The sequence below is a fragment of the Cognatundibacterium oligocarboniphilum genome, from assembly GCF_013377855.1.
Lineage (GTDB): Bacteria > Pseudomonadota > Gammaproteobacteria > Burkholderiales > Burkholderiaceae_D > Undibacterium > Undibacterium oligocarboniphilum.
In genome coordinates this window covers 1-21,790 of the sequence record NZ_JABXYJ010000015.1, presented here as the reverse complement: position 1 = coordinate 21,790, position 21,790 = coordinate 1, and the positions used below count along the sequence as shown (strand labels likewise).

Genomic DNA, 21,790 nt, shown 5'->3' with positions numbered 1-21,790 from the left:
TCAGTCTTCCCGCAGGTACTGGTACAAGGTTTCGCGGCTGATGCCGAAGTCACGGGCCACCAAGGTTTTCTGGTCGCCTGCCGCAACTCGCCGTTTCAACTCGGCAATTTGTTCGCTGTTCAGCGATTTCTTTCGTCCCCGGTAGGCCCCGCGCTGCTTAGCCAGCACGATTCCCTCGCGCTGACGTTCGCGGATCAGGGCGCGCTCGAACTCAGCAAAGGCTCCCATGACCGACAGCATCAGATTGGCCATCGGTGAGTCCTCGCCGGTGAACGTCAGCCCTTCTTTGACGAACTCCATGCGCACGCCCCGTTGTGTCAGCCCTTGGACGATGCGGCGCAGGTCATCAAGGTTGCGTGCCAACCTGTCCATGCTATGCACCACCACGGTGTCGCCCTCGCGGACGAAGGCCAGCAGCCTTTCAAGTTCGGGACGTTGTGTGTCCTTGCCTGAAGCCTTATCGGTGAATACCTTGCCGACTTCTATTTGTTCCAGTTGTCGATCAGGATTCTGGTCGAAGCTGCTGACGCGGACGTAGCCGATACGTTGACCTTGCAAGATGCCTCCAAAGGTAAAAATGTCAGGATGAAATCTATTACCCTTGGCTGAATGTGTCAATAAATATAAATTCACACTCTACTCTGACGTTGTTTGTGCTCAACATCTGACATCAGGTTAGGGCATAGCTCAATCTGACGCATCAACGCTTGAAAGCTAACAAAAGTACTCCTCCTGCGACCATCGCAATACCTGACCATTCGCGAAACGACGGCCTCTCTCCCAGGAACGCGAACGCAAATACAGCCACCAGAACGAGACTGAGTTTGTCGACTGGTGCAACCTTTGAGGCTTCTCCTATCTTGAGTGCCCGGAAATAACATACCCACGACGCGCCAGTGGCCAGACCGGATAACCCAAGGAACAACCATGTCTTCGATGAAAGCTCAAAGGGGTTGGACCACTTGCCCGTGTAAGCCACGAACACCGACAGGACGACTATGATGATTGCCGTTCGGATCAAGGTGGCCAGATCGGAATCGACGCCTTGAATGCCAATTTTGGCAAAAATGGCTGTCAGTGCCGCAAAAACGGCGGACAGAATTGCCCAATAGAACCAGCCGTTTAGTGACATCATCTATATTCCTTAAAGTGGTTTAGTAAGTGGGAAGTAGACACGAACACACAGGCCCGATTGTCTCACTTCGTCTGTGAACCCTAGTTGAATTTCAGCACCAATCCGGTCAGTGATCGCCTTGACGATGGAAAGCCCCAGACCTGACCCGACTTGATCGCTGCCAAGAGTGCGATAGAACGGATCAAACACCCGCTCTCGCTCAGTGACTTGAATACCTGGCCCTGAGTCTTGGATTCTCAGTATTGCGCGGCCTTCTTGCGTGGTGACAGAAAGATCGACCTTCCCGCCATCCGGCGTGTAGCGAATGGCGTTATCGACCAAGTTCTTGACGACGGCAATCAGGTCTAGTTCATTGACCCAGAGTTGGGCGTCTTGCTCGCCTTCGACACCAATGTCGATGTGCTTGGCCTCGGCCAGAGGCATCAGGTCTTCCAGCACGCAGCGATAGACGTGTTGCACCGATACAGACGACTTGGGCCGGTCGAGTGTAGCCTGAGCCTTGGCCAAGCTGAGAAGTTGATCCAGCAGGTTCTGGCCACGCTCTATGCCTCGGCGCAGTGTCACGAGACGTCCACGCGCGAGGTCAGACATATCCGCCTGATCCAGTCGCTCCGCTTGCAGTGATAAGGCTGTCAACGGGGATCGAAGCTCATGCGCTGCATCCGCGACAAACCGGCGTTGGGTTTCCATTGACTGGTCAACGCGGGCAAGCAGACGGTTGATCGCCACCACGAACGGGCGCACTTCGGCGGGTAGATGGCTTTCCTCAATGGAATGTAATTCTTGTTCGGCGCGTTGGTCGATTTCCGCCGACAAAGAAGCGATGGGCCGGAACATCTTGCGCACAAGGTCAGCCACGATCAAAAGCAGGATAGGAACCAGAATCAGAAACGGCATCAAGGTTCGCAAGGCACTGTCGCGTGCAAGTTCATCACGGACGCCAGTTTCTTGCGCCACTGCGATCCGCTCGCCACTGGACGTCGTTTTGACAAACACGCGGAACGGCTCGCCGTTGACTTCAATCGTATGCAGACCATCAGGTTGGGTCATCGGTAGTGGCAGCAGAACTCCGGAATCGCCTTTCCCAGCCGCCTTGCTGCTATCTGCAAGATTTTGGACGATGACACGGGACTCTTCATCGCTGTCTTTGGCGCGGCCATCGTCTCCAAGATGTGCAAGCGGAAGGTGTTGCCGATCAAACAACGCCGCAACTTGGCGCAGCATGTCGTCTTGTAGCTCGTGAGCTTCGTCGAATGCGGAAACGAAGGAAAAGATGCCCGCCACCACCGCAATAACCAAAATGGCTAGCGACAGCGAAAAGGACAGCTTGAACTGAACCGACTCGTTCAGACGTTTTTTGAAACCATCCATCCAACCCCCCTGACATTCTTGATGACTTCGCCGCCCAGCTTGCGCCGCAGTGCATGGATCAGGAATTCGACGGCGTTGCTCTCGACCTCTTCGCCCCATCCGTAGATACGGTCTTCAAGATCACTGCGGGAAAGAATGGCACCAGGGCGTACCAACAAGGCTTGCAACAATGCAAACTCACGATTGGAGAGTTGCACCGAGGCACTGTTGTTGACCGCCGCCTCCCGCGTGGCCGGATCGAGCGACACGACGCCGTTGCTGAGCACGGACGTTGCATTTCCTCCCTTACGTCGTAGCACCGCACGCATGCGGGCCAGCAGTTCGGCCATCTCAAAAGGTTTGAGCAAATAATCATCGGCTCCACCATCCAAGCCGCGCAGTCGATCATTGAGGCCGTCGCGGGCAGTGATGATGAGAAGGGGAACCGGATTGTCTTTGGCGCGAATGCTGGTCAGCACCTCCAGCCCATCCTTACCTAGAAGGCCAAGATCGAGCAACACCAGGTCATAGTGCTGGCAACCCAGTGTCGTGAGGGCAGTTTGGCCGTTCTTTACCCAGTCAGCAGCATAAGAAGCGTCTTTCAGCGCCCCTTGGATGGCTTCGCCAATCATGGTGTCGTCTTCGACCAGCAATACTCGCATTCCTCCTCCTATTATTGCCCCATACCCCATCCTGGATATATTCCATCTTCAAGGTAACATTGATTTGAGGACTCCATCCTTCAGTTTGACGTGGTGATACACCGCGGCTAGCGCATGAATTCCCGCTAACCACATGATGACATCGCCAAGAAATTTGTGTACTTCGCCCCAATCCGCAAGACCAGACAAATGGGCGCTTGCTATGAAAGGCATTTCGTTAATCCGAAACCCACCCAGCAACGTTAACGGGTGTCCCTCCGTCCCCAGAGCGAGCAAAGCAGTAATAGGTAACGCAAAAAGCAAAAAACACAATACGAGGTGCACCAGTTGCGACAGAAGTCGCATCCATGCAGTCATCTGGGGCCGAGGGGCAACTGGTCGCACCGTAACCCAGACCAAGCGCAGAAGTGTGAGCGTGAATACGGCAATGCCCAAAGACTCGTGCCATATGATGTCAATTCTTGTCCCCGGGTCAATACCTTCATCCAGCAAACGCCCAAAGTCACCGGGTCCCAAAATGAATGCAATGACAACAATGATTGCGGTAACCCAATGGAAGGCTTTACTCAGTTTGTCGTGTTGGGAAAAAACGTTATTTTTCATGTTTGACTGGATTTTAAGGTTATTAGTAGCTATTTGTGGTCCGAATACTCAATGCGCGGTTCTAGCGGCACGTTGCTTGAACAATAAGATAGCAGTGAGCATGAAAGCAAAAAGCGCTGCCGATGCTGAATAACGACTTAGGGCCAGTCCGCCTGCACTGAGCGGCTTATCCAGAAAATCCCCCATCACGGCTCCAAGAGGCCTGGTCAAAATGAATGCGGCCCAAAAAAGTAGGGTTCGCGACACATTTGTCCAATAGTAAGCTGCAACGACCAAAGCCAAAAGCCCGCTGAACACAATGGCGCCGCCGGTGTAACCCAATCCTGCCGTATCCGCCGTCCAATCGCCCAGTGCCGTTCCCAAAGTCTGGGAGAACATGATGGTCACCCAATAGAACATTTCGGCCTTCGACGAACTGACAGTGCTAACAGAAACTGAGCCTAGCGTTCGATGCCATATAAATAGTGAACCGAACAACAAAGCCATAAGCAAGGTCGAGCCACCCGCGTACCCAATACCGAGGGATCGGTCAGCATAATCAGCCAGTGTCGTGCCGACCGTGGTGGTTGCAATGATGGTTGTCCAGTAAAGGAATGGCTGAAAGGTCTTGGCCTTGATTTGCGCAAAGACCGCAGCCAAAAATACGGCTAAAAAAATAACCGTACCAATCAAGTAGCCCAAATTCATCGACATCGAAACGGCATCGCCACCTGTTTCACCGAGTGTGGTGGCCGTAATCTTGATGATCCAAAAAACGAGAGTGACCTCTGGGACTTTGCTCAGGGCATTTTCTACTGAAGTATTCATATTGATTCGTTTTCTCTGGTCAGAGCTTCGCTTGTAGCGAGTCGAAAGTGTTCAGTAGATCAGCCATCGTCTTTTTGCAGTCGGTTTGATTGGGGGCATCTGCACGCAGCGCGCTAAGGGCGGGATCAATGGCCTTGTCGAGCCTGTGCCAGTCATCCGCTGCACGAGGCTTCAAGCCTGCCTCCGCCGAGTCCCATGTGACCTCCAAGTCCTTGATCCGTGTCTTTGCTGCTGCTAGATCGCCCTTATCCACGATGGTGGCAACTTCTGCGGCGATGTTCCGAAATGCAGACAAGTCCCCCAATTTGGACGCGGCCTTTGCCTGCGGCGCGGAGGTGGTCTGACTTGTCGCTATTGCGGCAGAGCCTGCGGTACCGGTGTCGGTGGACTTTGAGCATCCAGCAGCAAAGGCCAAGAGAGCGATAGTCGATAGTGCAGCAACGGGGCGGGTTAGTAAATTCAAATGACGCATGATTTTTCCTTGAGTTATTGGGTAGAGGTTATTCGGCTGCTGGTGCATTCATGCGGCCGCCAACGCTGAACTGCGCAACGGCGACCAACATCACAATCACGGCCAGAAACAAAGCGCTGGTCCACATGGCACCCATGCCAAGGCCGCCATAAGTTTTAGCCTGGGTCAACAGGTCACCGAGCGCTGCACCGAAGGGGCGAGTCAGGATGTAGCCAATCCAAAAAGTCAGTACGGCATTACCGCCTAAGCGGAATGCCGCATAGGTTAAAGCGATCAGTGTGCCGAACGACACGGCTCCCCAAGTGAAGCCAAGACCGATTGCTTCAGTCGCCAAGTCACCTGCCGCTGTGCCTAGTGCAAACGTGCAGAGGATGGCAGCCCAATAAAACAACTCCCTGCGCCGCGTGAAAATCTCATGGATAGACAAGCTGCGTTCCACCCAAAACCAAACCGCAAAAATCCCCGCAAGCGCCACGGCAAATGCGGACGTGCTGACATACAAACTAACGCCCAGTCCATCGGTGAGCAGGTCAGTAATCTGGGTGCCCACCACGCTGACCAGAACGACCGTAAGCCAGTAAAGCCAGGGCGTGTAGCGCCGCGTGCGCAACTGCATAAATAGGGCAACAGCCAACAGCGCGCCCATCACTGTACGAGTCATACCTTGGCCGAAGCCTGCATTGACAGCTAGAAAGTCGGCTCCGGTTTCTCCGACCGTCGTGGACATGATCTTGATAACCCAGAACGAGAGCGTTACTTCAGGGACTTTATTGAGCCAGTTTGATGCGGAAGGCGTGATCAGCGTATTCATAAGGTTATCTCCTGCAAAGGTGGTTTGTTCTTGGGAGAAGTCTGACCGGCCAAACTTAGGCCAGCCATAGGCTCATTATTTGCGCACCCATCCAATTTGGATGAGTTTTCCGAAAAGGACTCGATGAACGCTGAGCGCAAGGCTGTAAGCGGCTGGCAGATACACGCCCAACTCACGAAACGCCAGCCAGGCACTCAGCACGGCGACCAAGACCGCGCCAACCATATCTAGCGGAAAATGAACACCAAGATAAATACGCGCCCATGCAACCGGTAATCCCAGCAATGCAAGCGCCATTCCCGCGAGGCGCGGGCTGCGGTGCGTCAGAAAACTAAAAGCGACGGCCCACAGGAGCGTCAGATGGTCACTCGGGAACGAAGAGTCAGCAGCATGGGGAATCAGGGTGTGCCCCAGACCGATCATGAAAGGACGTGGATGTTGCCAAACCAGTCCGATGATCTGGTTGATGAGTAAACCAGCTAGACCGGACGCGGTCGCTTCGAGCAAAACCTTGCGGGTATGTTCGTTTCCGCGTAACCAACCAAATCCGATGATAACCGGAAGCGCCCAAATGGCGTATTCAGCGAAAAAAGTGGCGATGGCCAGTAGCAGTGTGCTTGGGTGTTCTGGTGCATTAAGCCAGAGAAATAGTGCGTGATTGAGGTCTTCCATGTGGTCTCCGGAGCCGAATCACTCAACTGCGGCGATCCGGCCTTGTGGCGTGTAGTTAGTCTTGCTTGTCGTGGTCGTCATCGCGATCTGCTTTGTCTTCGGCGGACGAAATGACCGTGCCTTTGTCGGCATCGACCCTCACATCGAAGACTTTGGCCCCACTGACGACCTCCACGTCGTAGACCCAGCCCTGTTTCGAGTTCTCATACTCGGCGCGTGAAGCCTTGCCGTTGGCGTGTTGCTCGGCAGTGGTAACAGCCTGAGCCATCGGGATTTTGGCCTTGGTGATGGCCATGGCATCGTTTTCCATGCTGCCTTGGGCGGCATAGGCAACGGTACCCGCAGCGGCAATGGCTGCGGCCAGGAGAGAAAGTTTGCTGTAGCGATTCATGGTGTTTCTCCAAAAAGAACGCAGGTATTTGCGCAATGGAGAGATTACGGAAACTGACTTAGCTGGCACTGAGCCGCTCCAAAATAGCTTAGCGTGCTTTATTTTCCGTTTTTTGAAACGACCCCAGATAGTCATAGCCATCCATCAATCTACGCATGGCGTTGATATCCGACCATAGCAATAATTTCAGAAATTGTCTGCCACGGAGGAGTAGCGCCGATAATTCTTGGAGCAATGTCCGCTGCGAAAAAAACTTTCAGTTCATCAAGTGAACGTTTTTCTCTCCAGGTGCTGGAGATGACAGTTTGTACTATTTGGAAATCCCGTAAGACATTTTCCAGGCGCGGTAGGCAACAAAACAACTGCTTGTCGTCGTAGCACGGCTCGGGGTGCAAAAACCCATCAAAATCCAAGAACAAGATCATCGCTGATTTAGTGCACTATAAAAAAGACTGGAAGACTGCCAAAAATTGTACTTCAAGAGGGCTCAAATTTGTTTTCAATCTTTAGTGCGTCAGGTGTGGCAGGTGCCGACAGACTGGATTCAACTCTATGCCGCGCAAACGGATCAGCGGCATCAACATAGCGCATCGCGCTTTGCACACTTTTCCAGCCTACATACTCCATCAGTGTTTTCAGATCCCACCCATTACCTGTTGCCCAGTTGGCAAATCCACGCCTTAGCGAGTGGGCTGAGTAATCATTAGAACCGGCGACACCAGCATCCTTGAATATGGTGCGCAACAAAGGTATCAAGCTGTCCATGTGCAGGCCCTGATCCCCGATTTGCCCCCAACGGTTCACCGACCTGAACACGGGCCCTGACTCAAGTGCAGCCAACTCTTTCCATGCTGTATAAGCAGCAACTGGACAGAACTGCTTCAGTGCCGGTGCTTTAAAAGTTACACCTTTATTCTGGCGATCACCTTTTGTATGCGGTAAGAAAAAACTCATGCCTTGCCCTGGAGTAGCTTCGATGTACTCAACCTGCAACCGTGTCAACTCATCTCCGCGAAATCCTCTCCAGAAGCCAAGAAGCAACAATGCACGATTTCTTGTATATCTTAGTTCAGAAGCGCGGTCGCCAGAGGCATTTGCCGTGGTAATTGCCTGATTCAGCCAATGATCAACTTTTTCAAGCTGCTCAAGCTGAAATGGTTTGGCCTGTTTTTCTTGTACAGGATGCTCTCGTTGTATGCCTCTTAGGACTTTCTTGATGAGAGGTGTTTTGGTTGGGTCGGGGAAGCCCTGGTCAATATGCCATTGTGCCAAAGCTGCCAGACGTTGACGTAATGTGTTGATCGCCAGCTTTTCAGCATGATCAACCAGGTACTGAGCAATGTTTTCGCTGGTGGCGGGCAAAAAGCCGCCCCATTCGATTTCGTATTGGCGAATGGCCGATTGGTAGGCAATGCGGGTGTTGTTGCGCGTGCCAGCATGTAGATAGTGATCGATTTTGCTCATGCTACTCATCCCTAGATTTTGAGATCATTGGGTAAATTGGGCCTGTATCAAATATTGCGTCAATTTTAACGTGTTTTTTTCATTAACACTGGATAAGTATATGTTATCCAGCATTTGTATATCAGTTATTATTACTTGAATTAAAGCATAAAGTAGTATGTAATTACATGATACGTAATACATTATGATATTCAATGGAGTAATTAATGGCCAGAACTGGATTGTATAAGTCGGAAGTCGAAAAAGCACGTAATTCGCTCATCGCTCAGGGACGTCATCCATCAGTCGATGCGGTGAGAATTGCCTTGGGTAATACTGGCTCCAAGACCACCATACACAAGTACCTGAAGGAGTTGGAAGAGGAGAATGGCGGCAACGTTGATCGCAAAACCTCCATCAGCGAAGCGCTGCAGGACCTGGTAGCGTGCCTGGCTGTCCAGCTCGAGGCGGAGGCAAGTAATCGCATTGCTGAACTGGAATCGCAGCATAGCGAGAAAGATCACCTGCATGAGGCAGAAATTACAGCGCTGACGGCAAAAAATGCTGCCATCCAAGAAAAACTCGACCTTACCATAGCCGAGATAAAGCAAGAAATCCAATCCCACGAGCAAACCAGAGAAGCGTTGCAGAGCGAATCCATCGCTAGGCATACTTTGGCTCAGCAAGTGGCGGATCTTAAGGATCGCTTGGTGGAGAATGAAACACACCGGCTATCACTGGAAGAAAAACACAATCATGCGCGGGATGCCCTGGAACACTACAGGTCATCTGTCAAAGAGCAACGTGACCAGGATATCCGGCGCCATGAACAGCAAGTTCAGCAACTGCAGGCTGAGCTGCGTCATTTGCAACAGAGCCTGGTACTGAAGCAGAACGAAGTGACTCAACTAAATCAGGATGGGGCAAGGCTGGTTGCAGAGCTTTCCCAGGCGCAGAAGTCGTTATATGAAGAGAAAAATCAAAGTCGGAAGACACAGACTGAGCTGGAGGCGCAGCGTGCGATCGCTCAACGTGCAGCGCAGTTGGAAGCCCAATTAATTAAAGAAGGTGTCCGGGTGACTGACTTACAGGAGCAGCATGCCGACGCCCTGGCAAAAAATAAGGCATTAGATACGCAGATATACAGTTTGCAATTGGAGTTGGTCACGACCAGTGCCAAGCTTGAAGCTCAGCAACACGTGATGGATGAATTTAAAACTCTCTTGAGTGCGAAAACGCATTAAATTACCCTAAGGCACCATGATTTAATGAATTCTGACGACAAAAATCTATTTAACCCAGCCTTCAGCTGGCATCAAGCGTTCCGCCTGCATGCGGCACCAATGCACCAAGAACTGATGATCCATCTTCAAACAACCTTTGAGGAAAGGTTGTACGACATTGTGAGTGTGCCGCTGCAAACTCTACTCGATGATTTTGTGTAGTTTTCAGAGACCGAGCAGGTTGGTTGTATGACCAAAGAGTTGCAGGCCGCATCATTTGCGCTACGACGCGCAGCAGAACACAACTTGCTAAGAATCACGCAACCGAGAAACTTGGCTGTTGCAGTTGGTGTGATGACCAGGTTCAGTATGCGGATCGAAACGAGAGTTGAGCGGAAGTGACGAATCTTAAGATTGAGATATCTACATGTTGCGCTAGAGCACAATGTTATATTTTCAATACGCCACAACCATGTTTTGCAATTTCCCCAAAAATGTAAAAGGAGCGTCTTAGGGTGGCCTTAAAATGCTGAAAAATAGCAATCAGCGGACTGTGCGCCGATGGGTTTTTAGGATAATTTTACATTTTTGGGGGATGGGCAAATTTAACCGTTGAGCAATCCAAATCGAGATTATCGAGATTAATTGGCAATGTCAGCACTAAGTTTTGATACTGCCCATTTACAAGAGTTTTCAAAGGTAGCAAGGCCTTCTAATTCAACCAGCCAATCTGAAAGTTGCACCGCGCTTGGATGGTAAAAGTTGAGATGGCCCATTTTTCTCCCTGGTTGCAGGCTTTTTCCGTACCAGTGCAATTGCGCCGCACCGTGCTTTAACCATATCGCGTCATACGGGACTCCGAGCAGGTTTATCATCATGCCGTATCCGCTTTGTACGGGCTGCGGCAGAGGTAAGCCGCAAACCGCCCTCAGGTGTAATTCAAACTGACAAATTGACGCGCCGGCCTGTGTCCAATGCCCAGAGTTATGTACACGTGGCGCAATTTCGTTGACAAGCAATTGACCGTCAACGATAAAACATTCCATTGCCATGACGCCGACATAGTCAAGCGCTTGCATCACTTGGCGCAGCATTTTCTCGGCTTTTGATTGAAAAGCATCAAAGCGTGACGGTTGGCTAAGACTGATCGTAAGAACTCCGTCCTCGTGTCGATTCTCGGTTAGGCGGTAATACACGACTTGACCATCACGACTGCGCGCTCCGATGATCGATACTTCTGTATCAAAAAAAATTGCTTGTTCAGCGATAGCATCATCGGCCCATGTTGGAAAATCACTGATCAAGCCTTCTCTTAAACGCTGTTGACCACGACCGTCATAGCCACCACTGGCACGTTTCAAAAAAATGTCAGGGCCCAACGTTTGATGCAACGCTTCCAAAGAGGTATCAGCAGATACCGCACACCAAGCTGCAGTGGGTAATTCCAGTTGGTCAATCAGGGTTTTTTGTCGTATTCGATTCGATAGCACGGGAAAGGCCGCGCTGTTCAGCCAACCAGGATGACGCTGCAACGCTTCTGTAAAGCGATTGACGGGCCAGTGTTCACGCTCTGCAGTGATCGGCATATCAAGCGGCGGTAACAATTCGGCACCAGTGTTCAACAGATGTACATCGATGCCGATGCGCTGACCCGCTTGCTGCAGCATAGTTCCGAGCTGGCCGTTACCCAATACAGCGACTTTCATGTATTGCCCCCAATGTGACTATCTGCTAACACCGTTTGTGTTTGACGATCCCGCCAGATGTCCAACTTGGCAGCAAGGACCTGGTCATTCAATGCCAGCACTTGCACTGCTAAAAGAGCGGCATTAAAGGCGCCGGCAGTACCGATTGCTAACGTTCCAACTGCAACACCTTTGGGCATCTGCACAATCGACAACAAACTGTCCATGCCACTCAACGCTTTGCTTTGTATTGGCACGCCAAGTACCGGCAAAGGAGTGAGTGCCGCCACCATCCCTGGCAAATGCGCAGCACCCCCAGCGCCGGCAATAATCACCTCAAGGCCGTTAGCCCTGGCGTTGCGGGCGAAACTAAATAATTTTTCTGGCGTACGATGCGCCGACACGACTTCTGCATGCCATCCAACATCAAACTCGGTCAATAGTTCGCTGGCAATACCTAGTGTTTCCCAATCACTTTTTGATCCCATCACGATGGCTACTTTGTGCATCATCATCTTCCCCCCTAAAATTTTTTGATGCTGGACTGCTGACACATCAACAACCATCCAGAAGCATCGGGCACCATTCACCGCGCTCATAGCGCTCGAATCCAGATTGCTCGAAACGCCAGAGGTGGAGCCAGCCGTTCTGCAGCAATTGCTTGACGACCGCATGTTTGCCGATGACAGCGTCGATGGCAGTCTGCGGCGCGTCGATGACCACCGTTAGCCGCAGCGGCTCATGCACCCAGCGCTCACCATCGTGCAATGATTGGCGAGACAAACCGATGCGCAGATCGCCACCATTGCCCTCGAAGACGCCGATATTTCCGCCCACCACGTTGTGCAGCACCTTGTTGCCGCTGCCTAGGCGGTACGGATCGCATGTGGACGCGTGGTACTGCCAGTTGATCCAGTGTGTGACCAACATTGGCGCGGTCATCAACAGTTCCAGCACGCTGCCATCGCCATCCTGGCTGGCGTCGTAGTCGTGCATGAAACTTCGTCCGCCCAAAACAACACCACGGCTTCTGTGACGAGGTGCAATCAGAAAGGCCGCGTTGCCCGCGAGGCCCCACTCCGGTCGGGTCTGCGCCCCGTCGTTGCCACGGCGACGCAGTTGACCCAATAGGTCGTCGTGAGGCGAACGCGGGTCCAGTTGAAGGCTGGGTGCCCGTTCTCGGCGCACCTGATCGCAGGCCTGAGCAAATACGCCTTGCAGTCGCTCCCACCGGTCGCGCGCTGCAGGAGACAAGAGATCGAGGTCAAAGCCTTCGATTTCGTCTGTGGTGGTGTTGTGCAGGGCCGCCAAGAACACAGTGGCCTCGGGAATGAAAATGCTCCGTGTACATAGGCCGACGCGCACCGCGGGTTCGTTGAGCAACAGTGCCAGGCTGCGCGCATTGACCTCGCCGGTCTGACCGCAGCAGGCACCGCAGTCCAGCGCCGCCGCATGCGCATTGTTGGTGGATTGACTTCCATGCCCGACGAGGAGCACCAACGGGGCAAGGTATTGCTCCAGACCCATGGCATGCAGCACGCGCGCCGCCAGCGCGACCTTTGCGTCGAGGTCCAGTCCGACCAATTGTGGTCGGCAGATCGGGCGATAGCGGTTCGGCAGACCCTCCAGGTCATCCCTGGCTCGGTCCTGGTTGCTCGGCAGCAGCCAATTCCCAAGTTTGCCTAGGTAGCCGAGTCCTGCCGTCTCCACAAAAGAAAATGCTGCGCCGGGCCATCGGCTGGCGGACAGCCACTGGTCCTTCAACGCCAGGCGCGTCTGACGTGAACGACTGGCGGCACTTTGCAGCACGGCATTCGCTTCGCACTGAGCCATATCCGACGGCATGATGCTATCAGTCGCCTCAATGGTAGGCGCCAGCAAGCCGGGCAATTGCGGACGCCGGGCACGCGTAGCCAATGGTGTGTAGGCGACCGGCAGACCGAAGAATCCCGCAAACCCCATGGTCTGGATGCCAGGCCATACCGCCTCGAGCGCGCGGCGCAAGGGCTCGCTGCGCACGTCGATGCAAAATGCCGCCTGCACTTCGATCTCTTGCGGTGCCACGATTGAGCCGCTTGCTGAAAGCAGCCGCTGTGCAAAGGTGCGTTGGTAGCCGACCTCCAGCGCCAGTTGCCAAACCTCGTCGATCAACAACGCCTGTTCGGCTTCTGCCAAGACACGGGGGGCTTGACCCCATGCCTGCTGCAGTGCCGTGAAGGCCTGCCTGGCAGCGACATCGTCTTTGCACTCCAGCAGCAGCGCGCCCCAGGCAAGGCGGACGGCCAGCAGTTCACGCAAGTGCGAATCCTTGCGGCCCTCCTGTCCTGCCTGCCAGCCCAGATATGCACACCAGGAAGCCCAGCCGTTGACGGTAAGCAGCACCGCTTCCAGATAATCCTCCCACACCGCCTGCGGAAGGCCCAGACGCTTGATCACCCAACGCTCGGCGTCCTGTGCGGTGGCAGGCAGTGCGTCGATGGCACGGCCGATATGCGGCAAGCCCATGAGCAAGCCGATGCCATGGTCGTGCTGCAGCGTATCGCGCCAGAAGGCATACAAACCCTGAGCTCGCTCCGGCTGCCAGTCGGCCTGATGCTCGTCGAAGTAGGCCGCGCAGGTCTGGCTGACCTGATGCGTGATGGCCTGGCGCCAGGACAGTCGGGTATGACGCTGCGGATCGTTGTCGAGCACGTCAATCAAAAGCGGTAGTTGTTGCAAAGTTACGCTCGATTGCAATTCATCCATGCACTGGCGAGGCGTCAAGCCCATCGCCCTTGCTTCATGCAACTGATGCAGCGCTTGCTCCAGATCGGCGCGACTGATCCGCCCCTCGCTCCAATAAAATTGTTGCTGATTTCGCGGCGGAAAAACCTGGATATTGCCGAGCACTGCCATGCGGGCGGCCACCCGACGCACCGGCATGCCAATGCGTGACCAGTGTGGATTGACCGCGATGGCGCGATCCAAGGGCCAGGCGGGCGCAATCGCTTGGCAGGCCTGGCTGCAGGCATGCTCGATCTGGGCATGCAGCGCGTCGTCGCGGTCGAGGCCGAGGTCCTGAGTGGCTGACTGAGCGAGGGGGGTCAAGGTGTCTGTCATAGGGTTCTCCGTGTTGTCAGTTTATTGCGGGGCATTGGCCAGCGGGGATGCGGCAGCTTCGGGTTCCGCGTGCTTGAAGGACTCAGGCATCCAGCGGGCGGGCCAAAGTCGCAAGGCCATGCGTGTGTAGGCCTCGTCCAAGTAGAAGCCGGCATAGCTCCAACGCCGCCAGTTGGAGAGTAGCCGTGGCCGTAACTGAAGCAGCACCACGCAGAGGTAAAGCGCCGCCATGCCAAACAACGCAATCAGCCCAAGCTCGCGGTGGGGGGTATCCTGTATGCCAAGCGGCAGCGAATGCGCGACCATTGCGGTAGCCGTGAGGCCGATGACCATCAGCAGCCCAAACAACGCCTGCCCAACACGCGCAGGCAGACCAGCGCGCGCAGCAGGCAGCCACAACAATGGCGCCCAGGCCAGCCCCAGCACAGCGCTCCACCACCAAGGCCAACTCGCGTGGCCATACAGAGACAGGATTAAAAGTACGACCGAGATCGTTAGCACCGGCGCCAACGCCAGACTGAGCGCGGTTGGCGACGAACGGCAATGCAATGCCTGCTGACGGGTCTGGCGCACCACCGTCGAAGCTGACAGGAACGCGTGGGCCTTGTAGAGCGAATGGCCGATGAGATGCAGGGCTGCCAATGTGTAGAGGCCCAAAGCGCATTCGAGCAGCATGAAGCCCATCTGCGCCACGGTGGACCAGGCAAGTCGGACTTTGATGCTGATGCGGGTTAGCATCACCATGCCGGCCAACACTGCACTGGCCAGTCCAAGCAACATCAACAGCCAACGTGCTGGAGCTGCCTGTTCCAGCAGTGGTGCGAAACGAATCAGCACGAATCCGCCGAGATTGACCACACCCGCATGCAGCAGGGCCGAGATCGGGGTCGGCGCTTCCATTACCTGGATCAGCCAGCCATGCACCGGCAGCAATGCTGTGCGCAGGACGACGGCCAACACTAACGCCAGGGCGCTGAGTTGCAACGAGGTGGACATGCCCTCCCGCGCTACGTGCATCCACAGAGCCGACAATGAGCCGCTGCCCACTTCTACCCATGCCAAGCCTGCAGCTCCCATTAGCAGCCCATCGGCCAACCGATCCGCTATCCGCTTTTTATGTGCGGCCAGCCGCGCGAAGGCGCGGTCCGGGTAGAAGCACAGCAGATGCTGCAGGGCCACGCCCACCAGTGCCCACGCCGCGATGAGGACCAGCCAGTGGTCAGCCATTAAGAGCAGATGCACGGCAGCCAGCACTGTGGCCAGCGCCGAGACATAGCGTCGTTGGGCCGCTTCGCCTTGCAAGTACCGCGCAGAAAACCCACCGATGACCGTGCCTAGCAGTTGCACCAGAATGGCCAGAATCAGGCCGAAGGATGACGCTTGCAAAGACGCAGGCACGCGCAAGCTGCTTGGTCCTACGCAAACGGAAATGACCGTAAAGGCCAGCGCGCCAACTGAAAGCGCCTGGAATGCACGCCACAGCCCTGCTGTCGGAAGCTGACGCAACGGGGTGAGCAACGCCGCAGTCACCATAAGAGCGACCGGCGCCAAGGCGCTGGTCCAGAACAAAACTTGGGCAATATCCATCACATGATCCTCTTGAAATTCGTTATGAGGATCATGCTTGTGCCTCTCCGTTCTGTAAAATACAATGATTAGAACGAATTGATCGATAAAACAGAACTATGCGACTAGACCAACTCAACTTCCATCACCTTTTCTACTTCTGGCGAGTCGCAAAGTTGGGGCATCTAACCCGCGCGGCTGAGGAGTTGCATACCTCTCAATCGGCGGTCTCGGCCCAGATTCGTCAGTTGGAAGAGCGTATCGGCGAAGACTTGTTCACTCGCGAAGGACGACGGTTGGCGCTAACCGATACCGGGCAGTTGGTGCTTGCCTATACCGACAACATCTTCGGCCTCGGCGAGGAGATGCTAGGGCGGCTACAGGGCCGCTCGGCGGGGATTACGCGGCTGCGCGTGGGCAGCGTGGCCACGCTGTCACGCAACTACCAGGAAAACTGGATTCGGCCCTTGCTCGCGGACCCTGCCGTCGTACTGACTCTGGAGTCCGGTTTGTTGGAGGGTCTGATCGCGCGACTGACGCAGCACCAATTGGATGTGGTGCTTGCCAATGAAACTGTGCCAGTCGATCCGGAGCGTCCTCTTCATTGCCGGTTTCTGGGCAGCCAGTCGATCTCGTTGGTCGGTCCTGCCAGCCGCTGGAAATCGCAGAGCCTGCACATTCCCGAAGATCTGAATGGTGTGGACATCGCACTACCTGGTCCCCGGCACGCATTGCGCGCCCAATTTGATGCGTTGTGCGCGTCTGCGGGCGTGAGTCCTCGACTGCGAGCCGAGGTGGATGACATGGCTATGCTCCGCCTGATTGCGCGGGACAGTGGCTGGTTGACTGTACTGCCAGAGGTGGTGGTTCAGGATGAGCTACGGTCGGGTGTTCTTGTCACCGTGGGCCATTCGGCAGCCTTGCAAGAGAGCTTCTACGCCATCACCACGCCGCACCGGTATCAGATCGAATTGCTAGAGCAACTGCTGTCCGGGGCATCAAAAACTGCCCCTTGCGTTTTAGCATCTTCTTAGCCATGCCCTGCCAGATTCTGGTGAAAGCAACTTTGATTGCTTAGCGTACTTTAATTTCCCTTTCGCCAAACGCCCCCTGGTTGACGGTAGAGCGGCCCTCTAGCACCTCACCATCGAGCGCGATGCGCTCGCCCGGTTTGACCCGGGCGCGGCTGCCGACGACGATTTGCTTGGCGCTCACCTCACGCCATGTGCCGTCGGCCTGTTGCACCGTGGCCTGTTCGGGGGTCAGGTCGAGCAAGCCACGGATGGCGTTGCGGGCGCGATCCAACGACTTGGCCTCGATCACCTCGGCCAGCGCGAAGAGCACCATTACCATCGCCGCTTCGGGCCAGTGACCAATCAACATGGCCCCCGTGACGGCAATCGACATCAGGGCGTTCATGTTGAGGTTACGGTTCTTGAGCGCGATCCATCCCTTCTTGTAGGTGGAAAGGCCACCCGTGAAGACCGCGACAAGCGCCAGAACGACAACCGACCAGTGATTGCCGTTGTGGAGCCAGTAGACCGCCTCGGCCGCCGATGCAGTCACAAAGGAGATGCCCAGCGGCCACCAGTTAGTCGGCGTGGTCACAGGGGACGCGGACGGCGATGCGGCCTCTGCGGTGTCCATTACCTGCGCCTCGAATCCAAGTGTTTGCAGTGCCACGAGCACGTCTGGCAGAACATGGTCCGCATGGCGTACCGACAGCGTGCGCTGCATCAGGTTGAAATCGAGATCAGCAACCCCGGCCATTGTGCCGAGCTTCTTGCGGATCAACGCCTCTTCGGTCGGGCAATCCATCTTGGCAATGGACAGCTTGGTTGTTTTTTCGGTCGATGCCTGATCCATGCGCACGGCTTGCATGCCGATGGCGGCTAGCGCCTGCTCAACGGGTGACAGCGAAGGCAGTTCGTGCCGAACGGCCAAAGTACGCTGCATCAGGTTGAATTCAAGACCTGCCACACCCGCCAGCCCGGCCAGCTTGCTTCGGATCAGCGCCTCTTCCGTGGGGCAATCCATGTTCTCGATGCGGTACACCGCTTGAGCCGATTCGGTTGTCTGCGGGGCTTGTGTCGGGGGTTGGGTGATCGGCCCAGCCGAGCAGCCACACCCTTTTGAAGCGCATTCGCTCATGGATAACTCCTTTAAATCGTCTGTACAGCCTCCATTAAAATCTCTATAGTCGCTATAGAGTCAAGCGATAAATGGAGATTGAGGCATGGAAATCAGAATTGGCGACCTCGCCAAGCGCTCTGGATGCGAGGTCGTGACCATCCGCTACTACGAGAAGGAAGGGCTACTGCCGAAGCCAGCGCGAAGCGGTGGCAACTTCCGCCTGTACGGTGAGGCGCACATTGAGCGCTTGCAATTCATCCGTCATTGCCGTTCGCTCGACATGACGTTGCGCGAGATTCGGGCATTGCTGGGTCTGCGAGACAACCCGATGCAGGACTGTGGGGAGGTCAACACGCTGCTGGAGGCCCATATTCAACAGGTGGAAATGCGTGTGTCCGCGCTGTTGCAGTTAAAGCGGCACTTGGTTGATTTGCGCGAGAAGTGTTCTGGCTCTCGATCTGTAGAGGCGTGCGGCATTTTGCAAGGGTTGGGCAATTGCAATTGCCATGGTGAAAGTGCCACGAACAGTCAAACATCTGGGTAAGTAAGGGCTTAGCGTGCTTTATTTTCCGTTTTCTGAGGCGACCCCTAAATGGCTCAAATCGTAATCCAATTTGTCTTTGAGGACCGAATTTTGGTTCCCACCCAAATAGATGGTTACATCACTGCCAGCAATCAGCAGTGTGTCCCCTGTGCAGTCCCACTTACCATCCAGACTGGTATTGGGTGTTTTGGTGCAAGCTGACAGAATGAAGAAGCACATGAGCAGGGAGAGTGTTTTTACTAATGAAAACATGGAATTTTTCCTTAAAATAATGATTACAAGAAGATTGAGGTGTGCCTGTTCCTAAACGTAAAAGGAACAGGCACGTGAAAGAACTCTTTCATTGTTGAGATAAGCAGGCTCAGTTTTTATGCTGATCCAGCAAATAGGACAATGAACAAACAAATGCGGAAGACGAGCTATGATGAATCAAACGTGCTGTGACACCGCAAGATTCAAACTGGCTATGAAGTCCTGCATTTGATGCACATCGACTGGCAGAGACAGTGATGCAGAAAATGCTTTGAGAATGTCAAGCAGCGGTGTGACCTGAAGTTTCTTTTCCGCAATCACGACGCACGTCGCCGTGTTCTGGCAGCCTGTCATGCTTGGAATACGCTCACTCTGTAACGCACGCTGAACAGAGACTTCTGGTTTTTCACCACGCATTGAGAACAGTAAGTGCGACAAGGATGAAGTATCATCGTCGTGAACTTGCTCATTAAATACTTCATCAGTTTCATAACTGTCCAATTGCAGCAAGGCATCGGAAGGAAAGTCATTGCCACAGATGATGTTTCCATCTTCCAGCGTGATGCTCTCGTTCGTAATGTGATATGAGTGTCCCCAGGCATTCACGGTGAAACCCGGAACAAGGTGTAGATTTCCACAGACAAACCGGAATGAAAAATGTTCTGACGAACTCGCTTCATAAACAACGTCAAGTTTGGCGGCTTTCGGATCTTTGGTCATACCATGCACCCAATGATCCTTATGCAAATCTCGCGTTTTAATCAAGAGTGCATCTTCCCAAAACAACAGCGAAGACAGGGCGAAATAGTTGTCAATCTCTGAGTGATGATAATTGTCCAAATTGGCGATCAACAACTGCTGATTACCAACCAACTTATTTTTGTGAATTGGTTCATCCACAAAGCTTGTTTGAAAACTGTTATGCCTATCTGGTATGTGATCCATTGTTTCAATCACCTCAGTAGGCAGCAAGTCAACATCATTCAACAGATATTGGGCATCCACTAAACACAGGGCTTTAAAATATTCGACAAATTCAGTGACAGGCCGGGTTGCTTTGATATTGTTCAGCGTGTTCAAGATTGCTTGCTTCAGCGCTGATTTAATTCTCTCAGCTGTTTCAACCGGGTCGATAAAGCTATCTCGATCCGGCATTCTGACGGAAAACGTATTATCGATATGGACGATATTCACTTTGGCAAACTGCCATGCAGTACCGAGATCAGGGCATGAAACAGGCAATCCCTGAAAATAGATGACTGACCTGAAATCAATATCCGAGTTTGGCTTTGCAAGCCCTGGAATGTAGGCAACGCCGCAACCGATGTCACAGGTGGTCGGTAAATGAGCAATAGCATGAGGGCGTTCCAGTTCTTCCCCATTCAAAAACACCGGGATCGAAAAGCCCTTCACGATAGCCAACAGTGATTTCTTCAGGCTGGTCAAGGTGAAATTGACCTGCTCCCCAATTTAGTCCGGAACTGACATAGAGTCTGCGGTTAAAAAACTATCTGCAAATTGATTTGGTGTCAGATAACCAAGTGAGCTGTGCGGACGCTCTTCGTTATATTCCTGACGCCAAGCTGCAATGACTTCTCTTGCGTGACGCATTGATAAGAACCAATGCTCATTCAAACATTCATCCCGAAACTTGCCGTTAAAACTTTCAATGTAGGCGTTTTGCTGAGGCTTGCCCGGTTCGATGAAGCGTAATTGAAGCTGCTTTCGGTACGCCCATTCATCAAGTACTTTGCTAATAAATTCAGGCCCGTTATCTACAGTCACCGATCTTGGCAATCCTCGACTTTCTGCAAGCCGTTCTAAAACAGTAACAACACGACGTCCAGGTAGCGATGTATCTACTTCTATTGCCAAACATTGTTTTGTGAAGTCATCAACGATATTCAAACAGCGTAGCCTTCGCCCGTCAATAAATCCGTCCGAGACAAAGTCCATTGACCAACTTTGATTCGGTGCTAGAGCTATTACTTTCGGCTGTCGTTCAATGCCTGCAATTCGTTTACGTTTTCGCCTACGTACCATCAGGCCAGCATCATGATAGACCCGATAGGTACGTTTGTGATTAATCAACCAGCCTTCGCGACACAACAACACATGCAGGCGTCGATAGCCATAGCGGCGCTTTTGGCCGGCGAGCTCAGTCAATCGTTTGGACAACTCCTCGTCTCTCGGGCGAGTCGATTCATATCGATACAACGACCTGGAAATACCGATCAGCCCACAAGCACGCGTGATGCCTAATCCGTGAGTTGCCATGACATAGGAAACAGCGTCGCGTCTGGCTTGTGGGCTTACCACTTTCGGCCAACAACATCCTTGAGTGCAGCGTTATCGAGCATCGTTTCCGCCAATAACCGCTTTAGCCGGGCATTCTCAGCCTCCAGTGTCTTGAGCCGCTGCGCTTCTGAAACCGTCATCCCGCCGAATTTCGCCTTCCAGTTGTAATAAGTCGCATCGCTGATTCCGTGTTTACGGCAAATCTCTGCCACTTTCACACCGGTTTCAGCTTCTTTTAAGACACTAATGATTTGCTCTTCCGTGAATCGATTCTTCATGTTTGCCTCCATCAGGGCAAACTCTACATTATTACCGTACTAAACTCGGGGAGCAGGTCAAAATCGACACCGAGCAGATGGATACGGGTAAAACCAGTGTCTTGTACAGAGGTCAGTTTGACGGGCTTCATATCAAGCACATCTTTGGACACCAGATGACAAGATTTACCCGCGGATTCAATGGTCACGGATTGTGCCGAAAACAGCGTGGAAAACCAACCAATACCAAACGGTTTTTCGACTTGGCTGACATTTTCATCCCAACCACTTTCTGCGAGTGTGAGTAATTTTTGAAAGTCACTAATCCCGCTTCCGTTATCTTCTACGATCAGTGATTTAACAGATTGCGCGGAAATCCTCCCCGTT

Annotated in this window: 22 protein-coding genes and 2 pseudogenes; 3 read left to right on the top strand and 21 right to left on the bottom strand. The window is 53.5% G+C overall.

What is annotated here, in order from left to right:
* The 12 genes from HV832_RS16635 to HV832_RS16580 all read right to left on the bottom strand — a co-directional run bounded on the left by HV832_RS16635 (position 1) and on the right by HV832_RS16580 (position 8,367).
* Positions 1–558 (bottom strand): recombinase family protein, encoded by a 558-nt coding sequence (locus HV832_RS16635; protein ID WP_001162010.1) that lies wholly within the window; start codon positions 556–558, stop codon positions 1–3.
* A gap of 142 nt (positions 559–700) precedes the next feature.
* On the bottom strand, positions 701–1,135 hold the full coding sequence (locus HV832_RS16630) for an EamA family transporter (RefSeq protein WP_176805142.1): 435 nt from the start codon (positions 1,133–1,135) through the stop codon (positions 701–703).
* Between the two features lie 9 nt (positions 1,136–1,144).
* Positions 1,145–2,506 (bottom strand): sensor histidine kinase, encoded by a 1,362-nt coding sequence (locus tag HV832_RS16625; RefSeq protein WP_176805140.1) that lies wholly within the window; start codon positions 2,504–2,506, stop codon positions 1,145–1,147.
* Positions 2,482–3,147 (bottom strand): response regulator, encoded by a 666-nt coding sequence (locus tag HV832_RS16620; protein ID WP_176805138.1) that lies wholly within the window; start codon positions 3,145–3,147, stop codon positions 2,482–2,484. The genes HV832_RS16625 and HV832_RS16620 overlap by 25 nt, the downstream gene beginning before the upstream one ends.
* A 48-nt stretch (positions 3,148–3,195) precedes the next feature.
* The gene (locus tag HV832_RS16615) at positions 3,196–3,750 is read right to left on the bottom strand and encodes a cytochrome b (protein ID WP_176805136.1); all 555 of its coding nucleotides are present in this window, start codon (positions 3,748–3,750) and stop codon (positions 3,196–3,198) included.
* A gap of 48 nt (positions 3,751–3,798) precedes the next feature.
* Entirely contained in the window at positions 3,799–4,557 is a 759-nt protein-coding gene (locus HV832_RS16610) for a COG4705 family protein (protein WP_176805134.1), read from the bottom strand.
* Positions 4,558–4,576: 19 nt separating this feature from the next.
* The gene (locus HV832_RS16605; protein ID WP_176805132.1) at positions 4,577–5,029 is read right to left on the bottom strand and encodes a hypothetical protein; all 453 of its coding nucleotides are present in this window, start codon (positions 5,027–5,029) and stop codon (positions 4,577–4,579) included.
* Positions 5,030–5,057: 28 nt separating this feature from the next.
* Positions 5,058–5,840 (bottom strand): COG4705 family protein, encoded by a 783-nt coding sequence (locus HV832_RS16600; protein WP_176805130.1) that lies wholly within the window; start codon positions 5,838–5,840, stop codon positions 5,058–5,060.
* Positions 5,841–5,915: 75 nt separating this feature from the next.
* Positions 5,916–6,512, bottom strand: a complete 597-nt coding sequence (locus tag HV832_RS16595) for an undecaprenyl-diphosphatase (protein ID WP_176805128.1) — start codon at positions 6,510–6,512, stop codon at positions 5,916–5,918.
* A gap of 55 nt (positions 6,513–6,567) precedes the next feature.
* A complete protein-coding gene (locus HV832_RS16590; protein ID WP_176805126.1) occupies positions 6,568–6,903 on the bottom strand; it encodes a PepSY domain-containing protein in 336 nt (111 codons plus the stop codon).
* A 149-nt stretch (positions 6,904–7,052) separates the two neighbouring features.
* Positions 7,053–7,328 carry an HAD domain-containing protein gene (locus tag HV832_RS16585; RefSeq protein WP_176805124.1) on the bottom strand — a complete coding sequence of 92 codons (276 nt, stop codon included), beginning with the start codon at positions 7,326–7,328 and terminating at the stop codon, positions 7,053–7,055.
* Between the two features lie 52 nt (positions 7,329–7,380).
* The gene (locus HV832_RS16580; RefSeq protein ID WP_176805122.1) at positions 7,381–8,367 is read right to left on the bottom strand and encodes a site-specific integrase; all 987 of its coding nucleotides are present in this window, start codon (positions 8,365–8,367) and stop codon (positions 7,381–7,383) included.
* Positions 8,368–8,573: 206 nt separating this feature from the next.
* Between HV832_RS16580 and HV832_RS16575 the strand changes: the two genes are divergently transcribed.
* Positions 8,574–9,590: a DNA-binding protein gene (locus tag HV832_RS16575; RefSeq protein ID WP_176805121.1), complete on the top strand. Its 1,017-nt coding sequence runs from the start codon at positions 8,574–8,576 to the stop codon at positions 9,588–9,590.
* Between the two features lie 620 nt (positions 9,591–10,210).
* Here the strand turns inward: HV832_RS16575 and HV832_RS16570 are convergent.
* Genes HV832_RS16570 through HV832_RS16555 form a run of 4 tightly spaced genes read right to left on the bottom strand, consistent with a single transcriptional unit; the run spans position 10,211 to position 15,940 of the window.
* On the bottom strand, positions 10,211–11,275 hold the full coding sequence (locus HV832_RS16570) for an ATP-grasp domain-containing protein (protein WP_176805119.1): 1,065 nt from the start codon (positions 11,273–11,275) through the stop codon (positions 10,211–10,213).
* Positions 11,272–11,769: a 5-(carboxyamino)imidazole ribonucleotide mutase gene (gene purE, locus HV832_RS16565; RefSeq protein ID WP_223827389.1), complete on the bottom strand. Its 498-nt coding sequence runs from the start codon at positions 11,767–11,769 to the stop codon at positions 11,272–11,274. Before purE ends, HV832_RS16570 begins: the two co-directional genes overlap by 4 nt.
* Before the next feature lie 40 nt (positions 11,770–11,809).
* Positions 11,810–14,353, bottom strand: coding sequence for a YbcC family protein (locus HV832_RS16560; protein WP_176805117.1), 2,544 nt, complete (start codon positions 14,351–14,353; stop codon positions 11,810–11,812).
* A 21-nt stretch (positions 14,354–14,374) separates the two neighbouring features.
* Positions 14,375–15,940, bottom strand: coding sequence for an NADH-quinone oxidoreductase subunit L (locus HV832_RS16555; protein WP_176805115.1), 1,566 nt, complete (start codon positions 15,938–15,940; stop codon positions 14,375–14,377).
* Positions 15,941–16,038: 98 nt separating this feature from the next.
* Here HV832_RS16555 and HV832_RS16550 point away from each other — a divergent pair, with 98 nt between their 5' ends.
* Positions 16,039–16,953 carry a LysR family transcriptional regulator gene (locus HV832_RS16550; RefSeq protein ID WP_176805113.1) on the top strand — a complete coding sequence of 305 codons (915 nt, stop codon included), beginning with the start codon at positions 16,039–16,041 and terminating at the stop codon, positions 16,951–16,953.
* A gap of 76 nt (positions 16,954–17,029) precedes the next feature.
* Here HV832_RS16550 and HV832_RS16545 read toward each other — a convergent pair.
* Positions 17,030–18,070: pseudogene (locus tag HV832_RS16545) on the bottom strand (heavy-metal-associated domain-containing protein); the annotation flags it as partial.
* 85 nt (positions 18,071–18,155) lie between these two features.
* Between HV832_RS16545 and cadR the strand changes: the two are divergent.
* Complete coding sequence (gene cadR, locus HV832_RS16540) at positions 18,156–18,596, top strand: Cd(II)/Pb(II)-responsive transcriptional regulator (protein ID WP_176805111.1); 441 nt, start codon at positions 18,156–18,158, stop codon at positions 18,594–18,596.
* Positions 18,597–18,614: 18 nt separating this feature from the next.
* On the opposite strand, the gene HV832_RS16535 is transcribed toward cadR, so the two are convergent.
* The 4 genes and pseudogenes from HV832_RS16535 to HV832_RS16520 form a co-directional block, all read right to left on the bottom strand.
* Entirely contained in the window at positions 18,615–18,848 is a 234-nt protein-coding gene (locus tag HV832_RS16535; RefSeq protein ID WP_176805109.1) for a hypothetical protein, read from the bottom strand.
* A 177-nt stretch (positions 18,849–19,025) separates the two neighbouring features.
* Complete coding sequence (locus tag HV832_RS16530) at positions 19,026–20,294, bottom strand: hypothetical protein (RefSeq protein WP_176805107.1); 1,269 nt, start codon at positions 20,292–20,294, stop codon at positions 19,026–19,028.
* 24 nt (positions 20,295–20,318) lie between these two features.
* A protein-coding gene (locus tag HV832_RS16525; protein WP_218132069.1) for an IS3 family transposase occupies positions 20,319–21,424 on the bottom strand; the annotation gives its coding sequence in 2 pieces (ribosomal slippage) (positions 20,319–21,166 and positions 21,166–21,424; 1,107 coding nt in all).
* Positions 21,425–21,447: 23 nt separating this feature from the next.
* Positions 21,448–21,790: pseudogene (locus tag HV832_RS16520) on the bottom strand (hypothetical protein); the annotation flags it as partial.

Coding starts and splice junctions, on each gene's coding strand:
- HV832_RS16630 (WP_176805142.1), bottom strand. CDS start 1,135: ATGATGTCACTAAACGGCTGGTTCTATTGGGCAATTCTGTCCGCCGTT.
- HV832_RS16625 (WP_176805140.1), bottom strand. CDS start 2,506: ATGGATGGTTTCAAAAAACGTCTGAACGAGTCGGTTCAGTTCAAGCTG.
- HV832_RS16620 (WP_176805138.1), bottom strand. CDS start 3,147: ATGCGAGTATTGCTGGTCGAAGACGACACCATGATTGGCGAAGCCATC.
- HV832_RS16615 (WP_176805136.1), bottom strand. CDS start 3,750: ATGAAAAATAACGTTTTTTCCCAACACGACAAACTGAGTAAAGCCTTC.
- HV832_RS16610 (WP_176805134.1), bottom strand. CDS start 4,557: ATGAATACTTCAGTAGAAAATGCCCTGAGCAAAGTCCCAGAGGTCACT.
- HV832_RS16605 (WP_176805132.1), bottom strand. CDS start 5,029: ATGCGTCATTTGAATTTACTAACCCGCCCCGTTGCTGCACTATCGACT.
- HV832_RS16600 (WP_176805130.1), bottom strand. CDS start 5,840: ATGAATACGCTGATCACGCCTTCCGCATCAAACTGGCTCAATAAAGTC.
- HV832_RS16595 (WP_176805128.1), bottom strand. CDS start 6,512: ATGGAAGACCTCAATCACGCACTATTTCTCTGGCTTAATGCACCAGAA.
- HV832_RS16590 (WP_176805126.1), bottom strand. CDS start 6,903: ATGAATCGCTACAGCAAACTTTCTCTCCTGGCCGCAGCCATTGCCGCT.
- HV832_RS16585 (WP_176805124.1), bottom strand. CDS start 7,328: ATGATCTTGTTCTTGGATTTTGATGGGTTTTTGCACCCCGAGCCGTGC.
- HV832_RS16580 (WP_176805122.1), bottom strand. CDS start 8,367: ATGAGCAAAATCGATCACTATCTACATGCTGGCACGCGCAACAACACC.
- HV832_RS16575 (WP_176805121.1), top strand. CDS start 8,574: ATGGCCAGAACTGGATTGTATAAGTCGGAAGTCGAAAAAGCACGTAAT.
- HV832_RS16570 (WP_176805119.1), bottom strand. CDS start 11,275: ATGAAAGTCGCTGTATTGGGTAACGGCCAGCTCGGAACTATGCTGCAG.
- purE (WP_223827389.1), bottom strand. CDS start 11,769: ATGATGATGCACAAAGTAGCCATCGTGATGGGATCAAAAAGTGATTGG.
- HV832_RS16560 (WP_176805117.1), bottom strand. CDS start 14,353: ATGACAGACACCTTGACCCCCCTCGCTCAGTCAGCCACTCAGGACCTC.
- HV832_RS16555 (WP_176805115.1), bottom strand. CDS start 15,940: ATGGATATTGCCCAAGTTTTGTTCTGGACCAGCGCCTTGGCGCCGGTC.
- HV832_RS16550 (WP_176805113.1), top strand. CDS start 16,039: ATGCGACTAGACCAACTCAACTTCCATCACCTTTTCTACTTCTGGCGA.
- cadR (WP_176805111.1), top strand. CDS start 18,156: ATGGAAATCAGAATTGGCGACCTCGCCAAGCGCTCTGGATGCGAGGTC.
- HV832_RS16535 (WP_176805109.1), bottom strand. CDS start 18,848: ATGTTTTCATTAGTAAAAACACTCTCCCTGCTCATGTGCTTCTTCATT.